This is a genomic window from Bradyrhizobium sp. SOJA106 (genome assembly GCF_059448745.1).
On the sequence record NZ_CM182549.1, the window covers coordinates 8,026,633 to 8,043,074 of the forward strand.

The window sequence follows — 16,442 nt, forward strand, 5'->3', positions numbered from 1 at the left end:
CTTCAGCTATTCGGGATCGTCGTGGCAAAGGTCGTCATGTCACCCTTCGGCCGCTTGTCGGTGATCGCCTGGCCCTCGATCATGTAGAACACGGTCTCGGCGATGTTGGTGGCATGGTCACCGATGCGCTCGATGTTCTTGGCGCAGAACATCAGGTGAATGCAGAACGAGATGTTGCGCGGATCCTCCATCATATAGGTGAGAAGCTCGCGGAACAGAGAGGTGCAGATGGCGTCGACTTCCTCGTCGCCCTTCCACACCGCCATCGCCGCCGGCAGGTCGTGCGCGGCATAGGCGTCCAGCACCGACTTGACCTGCTGCTGCACGAGGTCGGTCATGTGCTCGAGGCCGCGGAACAGCTTCAGCGGATGAAAGTCCGTCTCCAGCGCCGCGACGCGCTTGCCCATGTTCTTGGCGAGATCGCCGATGCGCTCGAGATCGGTGGCGACGCGCATGGCGCCGACGATCTCGCGCAGGTCCACCGCCATCGGCTGGCGGCGGGCGATGGTGAGCACGGCGCGCTCCTCGATCTTCTTCTGGAGCGCGTCGATCTCGGCGTCGGTCGCGACCACGCGCTGGCCGAGCACGACGTCGCGACGGATCAGCGCGTCGACGGAATCGACGATCATGCGCTCGGCGAGGCCGCCCATCTCGGCGACCAGGCGGGTGAGCTCCTGGAGGTCGGTGTCGAAGGCCTTTGCGGTATGTTCAGAACCCATATCCCGTCTCCTCAGCCGAACCGGCCGGTGATGTAATCCTGCGTGCGCCGATCGCTCGGCGAAGTGAATATCTTGCTGGTATCGTCGAACTCGATCAACTCGCCGAGATACATGAAGGCGGTCTTGTCGGAGACGCGGGCCGCCTGCTGCATGTTGTGGGTGACGATCGCGATCGTGTAGTTCTCGGACAGCTCCTGGATCAGCTCTTCGACCTTGGCGGTCGAGATCGGGTCGAGCGCCGAGCAGGGCTCGTCGAACAGGATCACCTCGGGCCGCACCGCGACGGTGCGGGCGATGCAGAGGCGCTGCTGCTGGCCGCCGGAGAGCGAGAGGCCGGACGCATTGAGCTTGTCCTTGACCTCGTTCCACAGCGCGCCGCCGCGCAGCGCCTTCTCGACGCGGTCGTCCATCTCGGACTTCGAGATCTTCTCATAGAGACGGATGCCAAACGCGATGTTCTCGTAGATCGTCATCGGGAACGGCGTCGGCTTCTGGAACACCATGCCGACGCGGGCGCGCAGCAGGTTGAGGTCCAGCTTGGGGTCGAGGATGTTGGTCTGGTCGAGCATCAGCTGGCCGGTGGCGCGCTGGCCCGGGTAGAGGTCGTACATCCGGTTGAAGATGCGCAGTAGGGTCGACTTGCCGCAGCCCGACGGGCCGATGAACGCCGTGACGCGATTGGTGCCGAGCGTCAGGTTGATGTTCTTCAGCGCGTGGTGCTCGCCGTAATAGAAGTTGAGGTTGCGCACCGTCACCTTGGCCGGGGCCTCGGGCAGCGGCTGCGAGCCGTGCTGAACGGGCGTACTGACGGTAACTGACATATCGCTCATTTTGCGGTCCTCTCGGCGCTCAGGATGCGCGCGCCAATGTTCAGGGCAAGCACGGTCAACGTGATCAGCAGGGCGCCGCTCCAGGCGAGCTGCTTCCAGTAGGCATAGGGGCTCTGCACGAAGTTGTTGATGGTCACCGGCAGGTTGGCCATCGTCTTGTTCAGGCTCAGGCTGAAGAACTGGTTCGACAGCGCGGTGAAGAGCAGCGGCGCGGTCTCGCCGGCGACGCGGGCGGTGGCCAGCATCACGCCGGTGATGAGGCCCGAGCGCGCCGCGCGATAGGCGATGCGCTTGATCACCAGCGAGCGCGGCAGACCGAGCGCGGAGGCAGCCTCGCGCAATGCGTTCGGCACCAGCAGCAGCATGTCCTCGGTCGTGCGCAGCACCACCGGAATGACGATCACGGCGAGCGCGAGGCAGCCGGCGATGGCCGAGAAGCCGCGCATCGGCACCACGACCGCGCCGTAGATGAACAGGCCGATGATGATCGAGGGCGCCGACAGCAGGATGTCGTTGATGAAACGGATCACCGAGGTCAGCTTGTCGTTGCGGCCGTACTCGGCGAGATAGGTGCCCGCGAACAGGCCGAGCGGCGCGCCGATGCCGACGCCGAGCGCGGTCATGATCAGCGAGCCGACGATGGCGTTGAGGAGGCCGCCCTCGGTCGAGCCGGGCGGCGGGGTGTTTTCGGTGAAGACCTGGAGGTTGAGCCCGGTCAGGCCGTTGTAGAGCAGCGTCAGCAGGATCAGCGCGAGCCAGGTGACGCCGAAGGCGGCGGCGGCAAGGCAGAGCGCACGGATGACGATGTCCATGCGGCGGCGGCGTGCGTAAATCGGGTTCATGTTACTTCCCCGCCTTCTTTTCGAGACGCAGCAGCATCAGGCGCGCGGCGGCGAGCACGAAGAACGTGAGCACGAACAGCAGGAGGCCGAGAAGGATCAGGCCGGACTGGTGCAGGCCGTCGCTTTCGGCGAACTCGGACGCGATCGCCGCCGAGATCGTGGTGCCCGGGGCGAAGATCGACGAGGAGATGCGGAACGAGTTGCCGATGATGAAGGTCACCGCCATGGTCTCGCCGAGCGCGCGGCCGAGCGCCAGCATGACGCCGCCGATGACGCCGACGCGGGTGTAGGGGATCACCACGCTGCGGACGACTTCCCAGGTGGTGCAGCCGACGCCGTAGGCCGCTTCCTTCAGCACCGGCGGCACCGTCTTGAACACGTCGACCGAGATCGAGGTGATGAAGGGCAGCACCATGATGGCGAGGATCAGCGAGGCATTGAACAGGCTGAGATAGGACGGGGGACCGGCGAAGATCGCGCCGAGCACGGGGATGCCGTCGGAGATCTTGATCATGAACGGCTGGTAGGTGTTGGCCAGGAACGGGCCCAGCACGAAGAAGCCCCACATGCCGTAGATGATCGAGGGGATGCCGGCGAGCAGCTCGATTGCCATGCCGATCGGGCGGCGCGCCCATTGCGGGCACAGCTCGGTGAGGAAGATGGCGATGCCGAGACCGACCGGAATGGCGATCAGCATCGCGATGAACGAGGTGACGAGCGTGCCGTAGATCGGGCCGAGCGCGCCGAGCACGGGGGGATCTGCCGACGGCGCCCAGCGCTGCGTCCACAGGAACGAGAGGCCGTATTCCTTCATCGCCGGGAAGGCACCGACGATCAGCGAAACGATGATGCCGCCGAGGATCAGCAGCACGGAGATCGCGCTGAGCCGCGTGATCCAGTAGAAGGTGAGGTCACCGAGCTTGAACGCGCTCAACGCCTTGGCGCGATCGTACGGTCCGGCGGCATCAACTACATTGCTCTCGACAGCCATCTCTGCCACGCCGATCCCCTGTACCTGTTTATATACGCTTGTTGTCGGTGCTGCGCTCCGGATGCAGCGCGAGGCCGATCCGGAGCGGACGTCTTTGAGGTCCCGGCAATCGAGAGCGCCTTAGCTCTTAATGTCGGCCGACCAGGTCTTCTCGATCAGCTTCACGACGCTCTCGGGCATCGGGATGTAGTCGAGCTCCTCGGCGGCCTTGGCGCCGTTCTTGAACGCCCAGGTGAAGAATTTGATGGCTTCCTTCGACGCCGCCTTATCCGCCGGCTCCTTGTGCATCAGGATGAAGGTCGCCGCGGTGATCGGCCAGGACTTGTCGCCGGGCTGGTCGGTCAGGATGACGTAGTAGCCGGGAGCCTTGGCCCAGTCGGCGTTGGAAGCAGCCGCCTGGAAGGCTTCGACGGTCGGCTGAACCGTCTTGCCGGCCTTGTTGATGAGGGCGGTGTAGGTCAGCTTGTTCTGCTTGGCATAGGCGTACTCGACATAGCCGATCGAGTTCTTGGTCTGGCTGATGTTGCCCGACACGCCTTCGTTGCCCTTGGCGCCGACGCCGACCGGCCACTCGACCGCGGTGCCCTCACCGACCTTGCTCTTCCAGTCCGCGCTGGCCTTGGAGAGATAGTTGGTGAAGTTGAAGGTGGTGCCCGAGCCGTCCGAGCGGCGGACCACGGTGATGGCATCCGACGGCAGCTTCACGTTCGGATTGAGCTTCTTGATCGCGGCGTCGTCCCACTTGGTGATCTTGCCGAGATAGATGTTGGCAAGGGTCTCACCGTCGAACACCAGCTCGCCGGCCTTGACGCCCTCGATATTGACGACGGGAACGATCGCGCCCATCACCATCGGCCACTGGACGAGGCCGTCCTTCTCGAGCTGCTCTGCCTTGAGCGGCGCGTCGCTGGCGCCGAAGGTCACGGTCTTGGCCTGGATCTGCTTGATGCCGCCGCCCGAGCCGATCGACTGATAGTTCAGACCGTTGCCGGTCTCCTTCTTGTAGGCGTCAGCCCATTTCGAATAGATCGGGAACGGGAAGGTCGCACCGGCACCCGTGATGTCGGCAGCAAAGGCTGCCGTCGTCGTTGCGGCGACCAAGCCAGCAGCGACGATAGTTTTGATGAAATTCATGCTGGTCTCCATACAGGGGAACGAAGCGCCATCCGCGCCCGATCGCGCTCCCCGCGCCGCCCCTTTAGGAGCGGTCGGCTGTGCTTTTACGAAGGTTTCGTGACAGTTGGATGACACCACCAAGCGACTGGAATCGCTTTGATTTCAGCTCTGTGTCAGGTTCTTCACCTGAGGAAAACAGGCGGTGAAGGTGGCGCCCTGCCGGGGCACACTTTCGATCAAAAGCCGCCCGCGATGACGGTTAAGAATATGTTTGACCAGCGATAATCCGAGCCCGGTCCCGCCCTGCGAGCGGCTGTCGCCGACGTCGACCCGGTAGAACCGCTCGGTCAGGCGCGGCAGGTGCTCGGGCGCGATGCCGGGACCGAAATCGCGCACAAGGACCCGGATTTCCTGGGTTCCATCCGTGTCTGCCGGAACCGTCAGCGACACGATGACCCGGCCGCCCGAGGCGCCGTATTTGAGCGCGTTCTCGATCAGGTTCTCGAACAGGCGCAGCAGCTCCTCGCGATCGCCCGCGATCATGACGGGGGTCTCCGGCAGATGGGTCTCGACCTCGACCTGGCGCTCCCGCGCCAGCGGCTCCAGCCCGTCGGCGACCTGGAAGATGATCGGCAGCAGGTCGACCAGAGTGTCGGGCCGCACATGGGCCGACAATTCGACCCGCGACAGCGAGAGCAGATCGTCGATCAGGCGCGCCATGCGGGTGGCTTGGTTGTGCATGATGCCGAGAAAGCGCTCGCGTGCTTTCGGATCGTCCTTGGCCTGGCCCTGCAGCGTGTCGATGAAGCCGGACAGCGCGGCCAGCGGTGTGCGCAGCTCGTGGCTGGCATTGGCGACGAAGTCGGCGCGCATCTCCTCGACCCGGCGCAGCGGCGTCTGGTCGTGGAAGGTCATCAGCATGCATTTGTCGGCGCCGCCGAAGGTGGTCGGAACCGGCACCGGGGTGATGATCAGCTCCATCCAGCGATCGACCGGAACGTGGTCGAGGTAGGTGGCGCGCCGTGGCTCGGTGGTCGCGATCGACTCGCGCAGCGCGGTGATGATCTCCGGCGAGCGCAGCGCGAACTGGGCGAGCTCGTTCTTGCGCAGCGCCGGCGCGAGCTGGGCGGCTGCGGCATTGAGATGGATGACGCGGCCGGCGCGGTCGAGCAGCACCGCCGGATCCGGCATGCCGGCGACCACCGCGGCCACCGCCGCGCTTTCGACCGGGTTAACGCGGCGGGTGTCGTCGCGCGAGGCGGCGTTGTCGTGCAGCCGCCAGGGGATCAGCGCCGCAGCGGCGATGCAGAGGAATACTGTCGCGGCGCGGATCACCGACAATTCGCCGAGCGAGACCACGACCGACAGCGCCAGCGCCGCGGCGATCAGGATGACGGTGGAATGGCGCAGCCGGTCGGACCAGGGCTGCGCGGAGGGAGACGATGGGGCGTCGATCGCCATCGGTGCGGGCTTCTCCTAAGGACTCGACGCCGTTCAGGCGCCGCTGTCGCTGCGCTCTCTCACATAGGCGGCTTCGCGCGCCGGGCCGGGGTCGAGCTTGAGCGCCGCCTGCTGCAAACGCTTCGATCGTGCGCCGATTATGACTTCGCGAAACGTCAGCAAGATTACAGATATGACGAAGGGGGACAGATAATAGAGGACGCGGAACAGAAGCATGCCGCCGAGGAGTTCCTCGCGGTCCATCTGCCAGAGGCCGACCAGCATGGCGGCGTCGAACACGCCGAGGCCGCCGGGCGAGTGGCTGGCAAAGCCGAGCAAGGTCGCCGAGACGAAGATCACGGCGACCACGACGAATCCGAGATTGGGCTCGTCCGGGACCAGCACGTACATCGCGAGCGCACAGAAGCCGAGATCGACGATGCCGATCGCGATCTGGAGCAGCGTCAGCGGGCCGCCCGGCAGCACCACGGTCCAGGGACCGCGGCCGACCACCCGCGGCTGGGTCCAGACCCAGACCACATAGGCGACGAGGGCCACGATGATCATCATGGCCAGCGTCCGGTTCAACCAGGCCGGAAGCTGGTCGATCGAGGCGGCAGCCTCCGGATGATAGGAAATGCCGAGGCCGAGCACGGCGGCGTTGCCGAGCCAGAAGGTCAGGCCGGCGAGAAAGCAGATTTTTGCGACGTCGATCGCGTTCAGCCCGTAGGCCGAGTAGATGCGGTAGCGCACTGCGCCGCCGGTGAAGACGCTGGCGCCGACATTGTGCCCGATCGAATAGCTAGTGAAGGCGGCGAGCGCGTTGACGCGATAGGGCACGTGGGAATGACCGATCGCGCGCACCGCGAACAGGTCGTAGAAAGTCAGGGTGAAATAGCCGGCGGCGACGAACAGGGCGGCCATGGCGATCTGGCTCGGCTCGGTGCTTTTGATTGCCTCGAGGACCTCGTTGAAGTCGATGCCGCGCAACATGTGGTAGAGCACATAGCAAGCGATGCCGATGACCGCGACGCTGATCACAACTCCAAGTTTGTGCAGGATTTGCTTCTGGCGCAGAAACGACATCGCCCTGCGTATGGCTTCCAGCATCTAGACCTCGAACAACGCTTCAGCGGCCGGGGTGGCCGGCGAACAGGCGGACGACGCACTGGCACTCAACGAACGCTCGCCGCCGGCTCCGGCATCGCGCATGCCCCCCGCCCCTCCACTAGCGCGTTTTGGGGCCGAGTGGAATTCGACAATTCGAACAAAAACTCGTGCCTTCAATGTTTTAGGCAGGCTGCGGGCTCCGGATGCACGGTTTGGCGCTTTCGGCGGCAAGGCTTGAGGCGAATCTCCATAGCAATCCTGCGCAAGCGCCATGAAGTTTTGATGATTTCAGCCGCACAATGTTCCGTCACGTTTTAAGCCGACGTCAATCTATGGCCCGTGCCCGCCTGTGAAAGAGGGGCCGGCCGACTGTTGTGCCGCGGATTTTTGCGATGGGCTGCAGGCTGTTGGGGTCCTGCCATGGAGGCGAGCTTTCAGACGCGGAGCTACACTAGCTGGCTTCGCAAGCGCACATGACGTCAGAGCTTTCTGGGAGCGCCTATGCTTCCACGGCGTCATGGCCGGGCTTGCCCCGGCCACCCACGCCTGCCTTCGGCGCGAAGAACGTGGATACCCGGGCCTTCGCCTCGCCGAAGCGGCTTCGGCCGCGCAGGCGGGACAAGCCCGGGTATGACGAGCCGCCGCCAAAGCGGCGCGCTTGTCCATCAGTCTAGCCGTAGGGACAGCAGTAGACGTTGGTCACTTCAGGCCTCTCGCCCCTCCCTCAAGCCGCGAGCTGCGGACGCATCGCCTCGATACCGGCGATCCAGCCTGCGACGGAGCGGCCGATCGCCTCGGGGTGATCTTCCTGGAGAAAATGCAATCCCGCGCCCAGCTGGACCAAGGAGCAATGCTTCAACGAGGCCGCAAACCGCTCGGCAAATTCCGGCGCAACGAGCGCACCGGGCTGAGCTGCAAACAGCAGCTTTGGGTATGATGATGCGGCCAGCGCCGCATGCGCGGATTGAAGCGTCGCATAGACATCGGCCGGCTCGCCCGCGATCGGCAGCTCGCGCGGGAAGGCGAGAATGGGGCGGCGGCTTTCCGGCGTCGGGAATGGCGCGCGATAGGGCGCCATTTCGTCCTCGCGCAGCTTGCGCACGATGCCGCCGGGCAGCACGCGCTCGACGAACGCATTGGCCTCGAGGATCATCGCCTCGCCTTCACCGGGCGTCCTGAACTTGCGAAACACGGCCCTCGCCGCCTCCGCATGATCCTGCTCCTCCGGCGCATCGGTGTGGTGGAAATCCTGCCAGGTCGGCATCGGGCGGATGAACTCCATGAAGGCAAGTCCGCGCACGAACTCCGGCCGGCGCGCGGCGAGATGAAATGCGAGCGCGGTGCCCCAGTCCTGCGCGACGAGATAGGCCGAGGAGATGCCGAGCTCGTCGATCAAGGCGTCGAGATAGCGGACGTGATCGGAGAAGCGATAGGCGATGTCGGGCTTGCCGGACTGGCCGAAGCCGATGAGGTCGGGCGCGATGCAATGCGCGAGCGGCGATACCAGCGGCAAAATATTGCGCCAGATGTGCGAGGAGGTGGGATTGCCGTGCAGGAACAGCGCGACCGGCGCGCCTGCCGCGCCTGCCTCGCGATAGGCCATGTTGCTCCCCAGGACGGACGCTGTGCGAATCTCGGTCTGCTTGGTCATGTCAGCTCCTTGAACACGGTTTGGAATGCGATGGTCTTGAATCGCTCGAGCGCTTTGGGATTGCGGTCGACCTTCATGCGCAGAATGGCGCCCTGCCAGGATGCGAGCAGGAAATCGGCAAGCTCTGCGGGCTCGAAATCCGAGGCGATCTCGCCGCTGGTCTGGGCATCCCTGATGCAGGCCGCGAACGGCACGCGCCATTCGGCAAAGATCTCGGCAAGACGAGCGCGTAGCAGCTCGCTGCTGCCGGTCGCCTCCAGGCTGAGATCGCCGATCAGGCAACCGCGGCCGTAGCCGTCGGCCTCGAGCCGGCCGGTGATGATGTCGAGATAGCGCTTCAGCCGCGCGCGCGGAGTCAGCGAGGTGTCCTCGAGCGCCTCGGCGACCAATCCCCTGGTGATGCCGAAATAGCGGTCGAGCACCTCGGAGGCGAATGCCTCCTTCGAGCGGAAATGGTTGGTGAATGATCCCTGCGGCGCGCCCGCCGCAGCGGTGACGTCGCGCACGCTAGTGCCATGATAGCCGGTCCGGAACATGACTTTCAGGCCGGCATCGAGAATGGCGTCTTTGAGTGAAGGCTTCGGCATGGGCCGTATAATACGTACGTACGTATTGTTGTCAAGCGCGAACTTGTCTTTTCGCAGCCCTTGGCGATCAGACCATTATCGGAGTGTGAGATCGGCCCGCTGCCGGACCCGCGGGCTCATCAGGCCGCAGGCATGCTCCGCGACACCACGCGGTCGCGCAGCCAGGCGCCGATGGTGCAGCCGACGAGATAGCAGGCAAACATGATCAGGCCGAGATCGAGCCAATAGCCGAAGCGGCCGGGGACCACATGCGTGAACGAGGCCGCAACCAGGGCTGCGGCAAGCACGGCGAGCCAGCGCGCGGTCACTTTCGAAGTGCCGTTGCCGCGCTGGACCACCGAGATCCAGCCCATGCAAAAGCCGAGCAGCAGCGAGCCGACCAGCCAACCCATGTGGAATGAGACGAGATAGGGCATCGTCACCTCACCAGAAATTCGATGCGGCGGTTCTGCGCCTTGCCGTCGTCGGTGTCGTTGCCGGCAAGGGGCTGCGTGGCGCCATAGCCGACCGCGGTGAAGCGGGTGGCGGGCAGGCCAGCCTTGACCAGATAGTCGATCACTGCCTGCGCGCGCTTCTCCGAGAGAGCCTGGTTGAAGGAATCCTCGCCGTCGGCATCGGTATGCCCGGCGACCTCGATGTCGGTGGTGGGGCAGCGCAGCGCAGTCTCGATGAGGTGATCGAGAATGCCGGCGGAATCCGGATCAATATCGGCGCGCTTCGTGGCGAAACGGATTTTGCCCTTGTTCAGGAGCTCGGTGAACAATTGCTGGCACACGGTGCCATCGACCGGGCCCGCGGCGGGCTTCACGGTGATCTCGGGCTTGTACTGCCAGTTCTTCGGAAAGTCCTTGCCGAGCCCGGCACGGATGTCGTTGGCGGCGCCTTCATAGAGCGCATCCCCCGACAGCTTCACCTCGCGATCGGAGACGACGAGCGTGCCGGTCGACAGCCGCGACAGCGCGCCGAGCGCGGCGACCACGGCAGTGTTGAACGAGCCGGGCGCGCCGATGCTGGCCTTGAGATTGTCGACCACCTTCTCGCCGAAGAATTTGCGCGACGCGCTGGTCGCGATCGCCGCATGCACGTTGTTGTCGGGCACGTAGCCGGTCAGCGTCACGGTCGCTGCGACCGGGTCCTTGTAGGCCTGGAAGATGTAAGGCGGCGCCTTGATATCGTTCGCCGCGACAGAGAAGCCCTCGGGCAGGTTCTTCAGCGCGGCGGCGATCGCCTCGCGGCCGCCGAGCTCGCGCGCCATACCAGACAGGCTGACCTTGGTGTCGGAGATCGTGATCTTGCCGTCCTTGAGCTTGCCGATCTGGTCGAGCAGCAACATCGCGGCCGCCTCGAACCGCGGCGGCGCCCCGCGCGCCAGGGCCATCTGATCGGCGACCTCGACCCCATTGACCTCCTTGCGGGCGGCCTCGGTCAGCCGCTGCTTCATCGACGGCAGCGGCGCGGAGCCCGACAGTGTCACCCGCACCACGTCGCGTTCGGCGTTCCACACGAAGGGCTTTGCTTCGGGAACAAGGCGGGTGAGGTCGTCGACCAGGCGCACGCCGGGAACCATCTCGACCGCCATCACGGCGTCGCGGCGCCCTTCCTCGGAAAACGCTTCCGCAGCCAAGCTGACGTCGCGACCGTCCACCGTGATCCGGGTCTTGTCCAGGACGGTGTCCTTGAGCGCCGCCGAGCTGCGGGACGAGAGGTCCGCCTCGACCGGCAAGGTATTATTCCAGGCCGCAAATCCCCACATGACGGCCAGGGGGATGAGCCCCGGCCACCATTTGCTGGCCCACCTGAAAAGCTTCTGCATTCGACGACCCGAACTCTGGAACCGGAGACAAAACAAACCCTTGGCGGGCTGTCAAACCGGAAATGGCGCCTTTCCGAAGGCCCTGCCGGACAATTGGAATAACTTTTTCTTCAAGGGTCCCACCCTAAGTTGAGGGCGGAATGCCCGGGGGTCGCCCAGCCTGCAATGAAACAACTCCGCAATAACGTCATCCGCGCCGGGCTGGGAGCACTCTATTTCAGCGGGGCGCACCACCTGTTGCGTCCGCTTCTGTCGGGCGTGGGCGCCATATTCATGCTGCACCACGTGCGGCCGGCCCGCGAGGGCGCGTTCCAGCCGAACCGGCATCTCGAAGTCACCCCCGAATTCCTGCGCGCCACGTTGTGCCATCTGCGCTCGCGCGACATCGACATCGTCAGCATGGACGAGCTGCATGAGCGGCTGCGGCAGGGCCGGTTCGACCGCCGCTTCGCCGCCTTCACGCTCGACGACGGCTATCGCGACAATGTGGACTATGCGCTGCCGGTGCTGCGCGAATTTGACGCGCCATTGGCCGTCTATGTCGCCAGCGATTTCGCGGAAGGATTGGGACAGCTGTGGTGGGCGGCGCTGGAGGCCGTCATCGCCAAGGCCGAGCAGATCGACGTCAGAATCGGCAAAGCCGCACTGCGCCTCGATGCGAGCACGCCCGCCGCGAAGCAGGCGGCGTTCGACCGCCTGCATGACTGGCTGCGCGCGCTGCCGGACGAGCACGATCTCAGGCGCGAGATCGAGCAGCTCTGCACGACATACGGCGTCGACATGAAGGCGCTTTGCCGCAGCCTGTGCCTCACCTGGGACGAGGTGAAGGCGTTTGCCGCCGATCCCCTGGTCACGATCGGCGCCCACACCATCAGCCATTGCAATCTCGCCAAGCAGGCAGAGGACCTTGCCGCGCAGGAGATGGCGGTGAGCCGCGCGCGGATCGAGCAGGCCCTGGGGCGCCCCGTGCTGCATTTCGCCTATCCCTATGGCGACCGCGAGGCGGCCGGGATGCGCGAATTCGCCCTTGCCGCATCCGCCGGCTTCAAGACCGCAGTGACGACGCGTCCCGGCATGCTGTTCGCCGAGAACGCCGACCACATGACCGCGCTGCCGCGCGTCTCGCTCAACGGCAATTACCAGGACACGCGGATCCTGCCGGTGCTGACCTCGGGTGCCGCGACCGCGATGTGGAACGGCTTTCGCCGGATCGCGGCGGCGTAGCTGCTCCATTGCGCACTAGGCGGGGACGACACCTAGTGAGTTTGAACCGGCCTCGCGCAACACGCTCAGCTCGGTGTCGCGCCTTTCTTGACTCCCCTCGCCTCCACGCCCACAACGAGCACCAACCCTAGGGAGGCACCATGTTCAACGACCTGTTCTCGCTCAAAGGCCGCATCGCGCTCGTCACCGGCGGCTCGCGCGGCATCGGCAAGATGATTGCGGCGGGCTTTCTCAGCGCCGGCGCGGCGAAGGTCTACATCACCGCGCGCAAGGCCGGGCCTTGCGAGGAGACTGCCAAGGAACTCTCCGCACGCTATGGCGGCGAATGCATCGCGCTGCCGATCGACATCTCGGCGGTCGCCGGCGCCGAGCTGCTCGCCGGCGAATTCAAGAAGCGCGAACCGAAGCTCGACATCCTCGTCAACAATGCCGGTGCCGCCTGGGGCGCCGAGTTCGACGAATTTCCGGAGAGCGGCTGGGACAAGGTGATGAACCTCAACGTCAAGGCGCCGTTCTTCCTGACCAAGGCGCTGGCCGCGCCGTTGCGCGCGGCGGCTTCCGCCGAGCGGCCGGCGAAGGTGATCAACATCGCCTCGATCGACGGCATCTTCGTCAACCCGATGGAGACCTATTCCTACGCCGCAAGCAAGGCCGGGCTGATCCATCTGACCCGGCGCATGGCGGTGAAGCTGATCTCCGACCACGTCGTCGTCACGGCGATCGCGCCCGGCCCCTTCCAGTCTGACATGAACCGCGCCGCGCGCGACCATGGCGACGAGGTCGCAACCCGCGTGCCCGCTGGGCGAATCGGCACCGACGAGGACATGGCGGGCGCCGCGATCTATCTCGCCTCGCGCGCGGGAGATTACGTGGTGGGCGCGACCATCGCGGTCGACGGCGGCATCGTCTATGCCAACCCCGGGATCAAGGGGAGCGGGTGGGATAGCTGAGGGGCTGCGGCATGTGCAGATTCCAGTTGCCGTTCTGGCGCCATCTCGTCATGGCCCGGGCATGACGACACAACGAGAAACTTCGCAGGTGATCAAGCAACAAGCCGGAAGGTCACCCCGCCCAGCAAAAACTCGTTGCCCGCAACGGCGAGCCCCTTCGCCTTGGCCGCATGCAACGCGCTTGCGACGTCGACCACCCGGAACTCCAGCGCGCTCATGATCTCGCTCCCGCCCTTCACGAAGCGAAAGGTGGCGTTGGGCAGCTTCAACTCGGCGTTGCCAGCCGCAACGCCGATGATCTTGCTCCAATGCTCCGCGAGCCCCTGCGGGTCCGGGCTCTGCATCTCCACCGCAGTCAGCGCCTGAGTCACATCCTTGCGGATGAACTTTTGCCAATCCGGCCCGGCGGGCGGGTACGGACCTAGAATGTCGTCGCTGCCTTGGGTGTGGTTGAACTCGATGAAGGCGGCGCGGCAGTCGCGAGGGTGGAGCTGGACGCCGTGATAGGGCGCGTGGTCAATGACGTTTGCGGTGCGCACGCCCATGGCGTTCGCATTGCGGCCGCGCTCATCCGGATCGTCGCAGCAGAAGATCGCCATGTAGCCGCCGCGGCCGCCGGTCTTCTCGATGAAGCGGCCTGCCGCGGTGCCGTTCTTGAACGGCGCCACCACCTCCAGCAGGATCGTGTCGACCGGGAGCAGCGCGTTCTCAAGGCCGTATTTGGCGACGTTGCCGTCGCGATAGCAGACCGAAAGGCCCATGATCTCCGCGATATGGGAGATCACGGGCGCAAGCTGCGGCGCGACCAGGCAGATCTGCCGCAGCCGCATATAGGGCGCCGCGGTCATGCGCCCTTGAAGGTCGGCTTGCGCTTCTCGACGAAGGCCTTTGCGGCCTCCTTGTGATCCTCTGTGTCGCCGCAGCGGGTATGATGGATCGCTTCGCCGTCGAAGCAATCTTCCAGCGCCAGATGCTCGGCATTGTTGATGTTGCGCTTGATGAAGCCGAGCGCGATCGAGGGGCCCTGCGCCAGCGATAACGCGAGCTCGTGCGCCGCCGTGTCGATCTCGGCGTCGGGCACGACCTTCGTCACCATGCCGATCGCATGCGCTTCCTTCGCGGTCAGCACCGGCGACATCAGATAGAGCTCGCGCGCCCGCGCGCTGCCGAGCAACTGGGTCAGGAAATAGGTGCCGCCGTAATCCCCGGAGAAGCCCACCTTTGCAAAGGCCGTCGTGATCTTGCAGGACTCGCTGGCAATGCGCAGGTCGCAGGACAACGCCATCGACAGACCTGCGCCGGCCGCGGCGCCGTCGAGCTGCGCCACCACGGGTTTCGGCATCTGGTGCAGGATGCGCGAGACCTCCATGCCGCGCCGCAGATTCGCCAGCTTCTGCTCGAACGGCAGCGGCGCGCGACCTGCCGCCATCGATTTGACGTCGCCGCCGACGCAGAACGAGCCGCCCGCGCCCTTGAACAGCACCGCACGCACCTCGGGATCATCGGCCGCGCGCCGCGCCGCCTCGACGAGGCCGGCCACCATCTCGGGGTTGAGCGCGTTCTTCCGCTCCGGGCGATTCATCGTGATGGTGAGCAGTCCGCCTTCGAGCTTTTGCAGGACCATGTCGTTCATGGGACGTCTTCCTTGTTGCTATGTACTTCGTTCGGGGGCTCGCGAAGCGAGAACTCTGGTGCGCAATTGCGCACCTGAGAACCTCGAGATCCCGGGCTCGCTCCGCGCCCGGGATGGTGTCGTGACTTACGTCACGCCGTCACTTCTTCACCAGCGGGCAGCGCGACTGCTCCAGCGACTGGAACGCCTCGCTGCCCGGCACGGTGGCGAGCAGCTTGTAATCGTCCCAGCGGCCCTTGGACTCCGACGGCTTCTTCACCTCGAACAGGTACATGTCGTGCACCATGCGGCCGTCCTCGCGGATCTTGCCGTTATGTGCGAAGAAGTCGTTGATCGGCGTCTCCTTCATCACCTTCATGACCGCGGCGGCGTCGGTCGTACCCGCCGCCTTCACCGCCTTCAGATAATGCGTGACGGAGGAATAGACGCCGGCCTGTGCCGAAGTCGGCGGCCGCTTGACGCGCTCTTGAAAGCGTTTCGAGAAAGCGCGCGTCTCGTCGTTCATGTCCCAGTAAAAGGCCTCGGCCAGCAGGAGGCCCTGCGCGGTCTCGAGCCCGATCGAATCGATGTCGGTGACGAAGGCGAGCAGCGGCGACAGTTTCTGGCCGCCCTTGGTTATGCCGAATTCGGCGGCCTGCTTGATCGCGTTGACAGTGTCGCCGCCGGCGTTGGCGAGGCCGATCACCTTGGCCTTGGAGGACTGCGCCTGGAGCAGGAACGACGAGAAGTCCGACGTGTTGAGCGGATGGCGCACGCTGCCGAGCACCTTGCCGCCGGTCTTGGTCACGACGGCGCTGGTGTCCTTCTCCAGGTCCTGACCGAAGGCATAGTCGGCGGTGAGGAAGAACCAGGTGTCGAGGCCCGACTTCACGGTCGCAAGGCCGGTCACATTGGCCTGGCCGAACGTGTCGAACACGTAGTGGATGGTGTACGGACCGCAGGCCTCGTTGGTGAGACGGATCGAGCCGGGGCCGTTGAACATGATGATCTTGCCTCGCGCCTTCGCGATCTCGCCGGCGGCGAGCGCAGTCGCGGAGGCCGCGACGTCGTAGATCATCTCGACGCCCTGATTGTCGATCATGTCGCGCGCGATGTTGGCGGACAGATCGGCCTTGTTGAGATGGTCGGCCGCCAACACCTGGATCTTGCGTCCCAGCACCTCGCCGCCGAAATCCTCCACCGCCATCTTGGCCGCGGTCTCGCTGCCAGGGCCGGTGATGTCGGCATAAAGGCTCGACATATCGAGGATGCCGCCGATCTTGAGCGGGGGCTTGTCCTGGGCTTGCGCGGCGGCGCTCGCACTCAGGGCAAACGCGGCGGCAAAAATGTGCGCCCAAACGTGCTTCATGGAAAGGACCTCCCGTTATCGCGCCGTTGCTCTGATGGCGGCTTGGTTATTGATGTTGCCGCGATCATGCCGCATGCGCGACAGCGCAGCAAGCGCGGCCGCTACGCAGCTTTCGTGACGGCACGCGTTTTCCGCAAAGCGGAATGGTCGGAAGACGCAAGACGTTGCCGCGTTGTTGTTTGCGAGCG

At 65.0% G+C, this 16,442-nt stretch carries 16 protein-coding genes; 2 read left to right on the forward strand and 14 right to left on the reverse strand.

Annotated features, from left to right (window positions below; genetic code table 11):
- Positions 1 to 2: 2 nt before the first annotated feature.
- The 11 genes from phoU to AC5V87_RS37985 form a co-directional block, all read right to left on the reverse strand.
- Entirely contained in the window at positions 3 to 719 is a 717-nt protein-coding gene (phoU, locus tag AC5V87_RS37935; RefSeq protein ID WP_456842070.1) for a phosphate signaling complex protein PhoU, read from the reverse strand.
- An 11-nt stretch (positions 720 to 730) separates the two neighbouring features.
- Positions 731 to 1,549, reverse strand: a complete 819-nt coding sequence (gene pstB / locus AC5V87_RS37940; protein WP_456842069.1) for a phosphate ABC transporter ATP-binding protein PstB — start codon at positions 1,547 to 1,549, stop codon at positions 731 to 733.
- A complete protein-coding gene (pstA, locus tag AC5V87_RS37945; RefSeq protein WP_456842068.1) occupies positions 1,546 to 2,391 on the reverse strand; it encodes a phosphate ABC transporter permease PstA in 846 nt (281 codons plus the stop codon). Before pstA ends, pstB begins: the two co-directional genes overlap by 4 nt.
- A gap of 1 nt (position 2,392) precedes the next feature.
- Entirely contained in the window at positions 2,393 to 3,382 is a 990-nt protein-coding gene (gene pstC / locus AC5V87_RS37950; protein ID WP_456843511.1) for a phosphate ABC transporter permease subunit PstC, read from the reverse strand.
- 120 nt (positions 3,383 to 3,502) lie between these two features.
- On the reverse strand, positions 3,503 to 4,516 hold the full coding sequence (gene pstS, locus AC5V87_RS37955; protein ID WP_456842067.1) for a phosphate ABC transporter substrate-binding protein PstS: 1,014 nt from the start codon (positions 4,514 to 4,516) through the stop codon (positions 3,503 to 3,505).
- Between the two features lie 144 nt (positions 4,517 to 4,660).
- Positions 4,661 to 5,959 carry an ATP-binding protein gene (locus tag AC5V87_RS37960; protein ID WP_456842066.1) on the reverse strand — a complete coding sequence of 433 codons (1,299 nt, stop codon included), beginning with the start codon at positions 5,957 to 5,959 and terminating at the stop codon, positions 4,661 to 4,663.
- Between the two features lie 33 nt (positions 5,960 to 5,992).
- The gene (locus AC5V87_RS37965) at positions 5,993 to 7,048 is read right to left on the reverse strand and encodes a putative bifunctional lysylphosphatidylglycerol flippase/synthetase (RefSeq protein ID WP_456842065.1); all 1,056 of its coding nucleotides are present in this window, start codon (positions 7,046 to 7,048) and stop codon (positions 5,993 to 5,995) included.
- Positions 7,049 to 7,772: 724 nt separating this feature from the next.
- Positions 7,773 to 8,699 carry a haloalkane dehalogenase gene (locus tag AC5V87_RS37970; protein ID WP_456842064.1) on the reverse strand — a complete coding sequence of 309 codons (927 nt, stop codon included), beginning with the start codon at positions 8,697 to 8,699 and terminating at the stop codon, positions 7,773 to 7,775.
- Complete coding sequence (locus AC5V87_RS37975) at positions 8,696 to 9,286, reverse strand: TetR/AcrR family transcriptional regulator (protein ID WP_456842063.1); 591 nt, start codon at positions 9,284 to 9,286, stop codon at positions 8,696 to 8,698. Before AC5V87_RS37975 ends, AC5V87_RS37970 begins: the two co-directional genes overlap by 4 nt.
- Before the next feature lie 119 nt (positions 9,287 to 9,405).
- Positions 9,406 to 9,702, reverse strand: a complete 297-nt coding sequence (locus AC5V87_RS37980) for a hypothetical protein (RefSeq protein WP_495369511.1) — start codon at positions 9,700 to 9,702, stop codon at positions 9,406 to 9,408.
- Between the two features lie 2 nt (positions 9,703 to 9,704).
- Positions 9,705 to 11,099: an OmpA family protein gene (locus tag AC5V87_RS37985; RefSeq protein ID WP_456842061.1), complete on the reverse strand. Its 1,395-nt coding sequence runs from the start codon at positions 11,097 to 11,099 to the stop codon at positions 9,705 to 9,707.
- A gap of 165 nt (positions 11,100 to 11,264) precedes the next feature.
- Between AC5V87_RS37985 and AC5V87_RS37990 the strand changes: the two genes are divergently transcribed.
- Together AC5V87_RS37990 and AC5V87_RS37995 are read left to right on the forward strand one after the other, a co-directional pair.
- Positions 11,265 to 12,323, forward strand: coding sequence for a polysaccharide deacetylase family protein (locus AC5V87_RS37990; RefSeq protein ID WP_495369512.1), 1,059 nt, complete (start codon positions 11,265 to 11,267; stop codon positions 12,321 to 12,323).
- A 140-nt stretch (positions 12,324 to 12,463) separates the two neighbouring features.
- Positions 12,464 to 13,273: an SDR family oxidoreductase gene (locus AC5V87_RS37995; RefSeq protein ID WP_495369513.1), complete on the forward strand. Its 810-nt coding sequence runs from the start codon at positions 12,464 to 12,466 to the stop codon at positions 13,271 to 13,273.
- 92 nt (positions 13,274 to 13,365) lie between these two features.
- On the opposite strand, the gene AC5V87_RS38000 is transcribed toward AC5V87_RS37995, so the two are convergent.
- The 3 genes from AC5V87_RS38000 to AC5V87_RS38010 form a co-directional block, all read right to left on the reverse strand.
- Complete coding sequence (locus tag AC5V87_RS38000) at positions 13,366 to 14,121, reverse strand: VOC family protein (protein ID WP_456842059.1); 756 nt, start codon at positions 14,119 to 14,121, stop codon at positions 13,366 to 13,368.
- Positions 14,118 to 14,906, reverse strand: coding sequence for an enoyl-CoA hydratase (locus AC5V87_RS38005; protein WP_092220437.1), 789 nt, complete (start codon positions 14,904 to 14,906; stop codon positions 14,118 to 14,120). The genes AC5V87_RS38000 and AC5V87_RS38005 overlap by 4 nt, the downstream gene beginning before the upstream one ends.
- Before the next feature lie 139 nt (positions 14,907 to 15,045).
- The gene (locus tag AC5V87_RS38010) at positions 15,046 to 16,254 is read right to left on the reverse strand and encodes an ABC transporter substrate-binding protein (protein WP_495369514.1); all 1,209 of its coding nucleotides are present in this window, start codon (positions 16,252 to 16,254) and stop codon (positions 15,046 to 15,048) included.
- Positions 16,255 to 16,442: the final 188 nt, after the last annotated feature.

Excerpts from the sequence above, each read along its gene's own strand:
- pstC (WP_456843511.1), bottom strand. The coding sequence starts at position 3,382 with ATGGCTGTCGAGAGCAATGTAGTTGATGCCGCCGGACCGTACGATCGC.
- AC5V87_RS38010 (WP_495369514.1), bottom strand. The coding sequence starts at position 16,254 with ATGAAGCACGTTTGGGCGCACATTTTTGCCGCCGCGTTTGCCCTGAGT.
- pstS (WP_456842067.1), bottom strand. The coding sequence starts at position 4,516 with ATGAATTTCATCAAAACTATCGTCGCTGCTGGCTTGGTCGCCGCAACG.
- phoU (WP_456842070.1), bottom strand. The coding sequence starts at position 719 with ATGGGTTCTGAACATACCGCAAAGGCCTTCGACACCGACCTCCAGGAG.
- AC5V87_RS38000 (WP_456842059.1), bottom strand. The coding sequence starts at position 14,121 with ATGACCGCGGCGCCCTATATGCGGCTGCGGCAGATCTGCCTGGTCGCG.
- pstB (WP_456842069.1), bottom strand. The coding sequence starts at position 1,549 with ATGAGCGATATGTCAGTTACCGTCAGTACGCCCGTTCAGCACGGCTCG.
- AC5V87_RS37970 (WP_456842064.1), bottom strand. The coding sequence starts at position 8,699 with ATGACCAAGCAGACCGAGATTCGCACAGCGTCCGTCCTGGGGAGCAAC.
- AC5V87_RS37980 (WP_495369511.1), bottom strand. The coding sequence starts at position 9,702 with ATGCCCTATCTCGTCTCATTCCACATGGGTTGGCTGGTCGGCTCGCTG.
- AC5V87_RS37975 (WP_456842063.1), bottom strand. The coding sequence starts at position 9,286 with ATGCCGAAGCCTTCACTCAAAGACGCCATTCTCGATGCCGGCCTGAAA.
- AC5V87_RS37960 (WP_456842066.1), bottom strand. The coding sequence starts at position 5,959 with ATGGCGATCGACGCCCCATCGTCTCCCTCCGCGCAGCCCTGGTCCGAC.
- AC5V87_RS37965 (WP_456842065.1), bottom strand. The coding sequence starts at position 7,048 with ATGCTGGAAGCCATACGCAGGGCGATGTCGTTTCTGCGCCAGAAGCAA.
- AC5V87_RS37990 (WP_495369512.1), top strand. The coding sequence starts at position 11,265 with ATGAAACAACTCCGCAATAACGTCATCCGCGCCGGGCTGGGAGCACTC.
- AC5V87_RS38005 (WP_092220437.1), bottom strand. The coding sequence starts at position 14,906 with ATGAACGACATGGTCCTGCAAAAGCTCGAAGGCGGACTGCTCACCATC.
- pstA (WP_456842068.1), bottom strand. The coding sequence starts at position 2,391 with ATGAACCCGATTTACGCACGCCGCCGCCGCATGGACATCGTCATCCGT.
- AC5V87_RS37995 (WP_495369513.1), top strand. The coding sequence starts at position 12,464 with ATGTTCAACGACCTGTTCTCGCTCAAAGGCCGCATCGCGCTCGTCACC.
- AC5V87_RS37985 (WP_456842061.1), bottom strand. The coding sequence starts at position 11,099 with ATGCAGAAGCTTTTCAGGTGGGCCAGCAAATGGTGGCCGGGGCTCATC.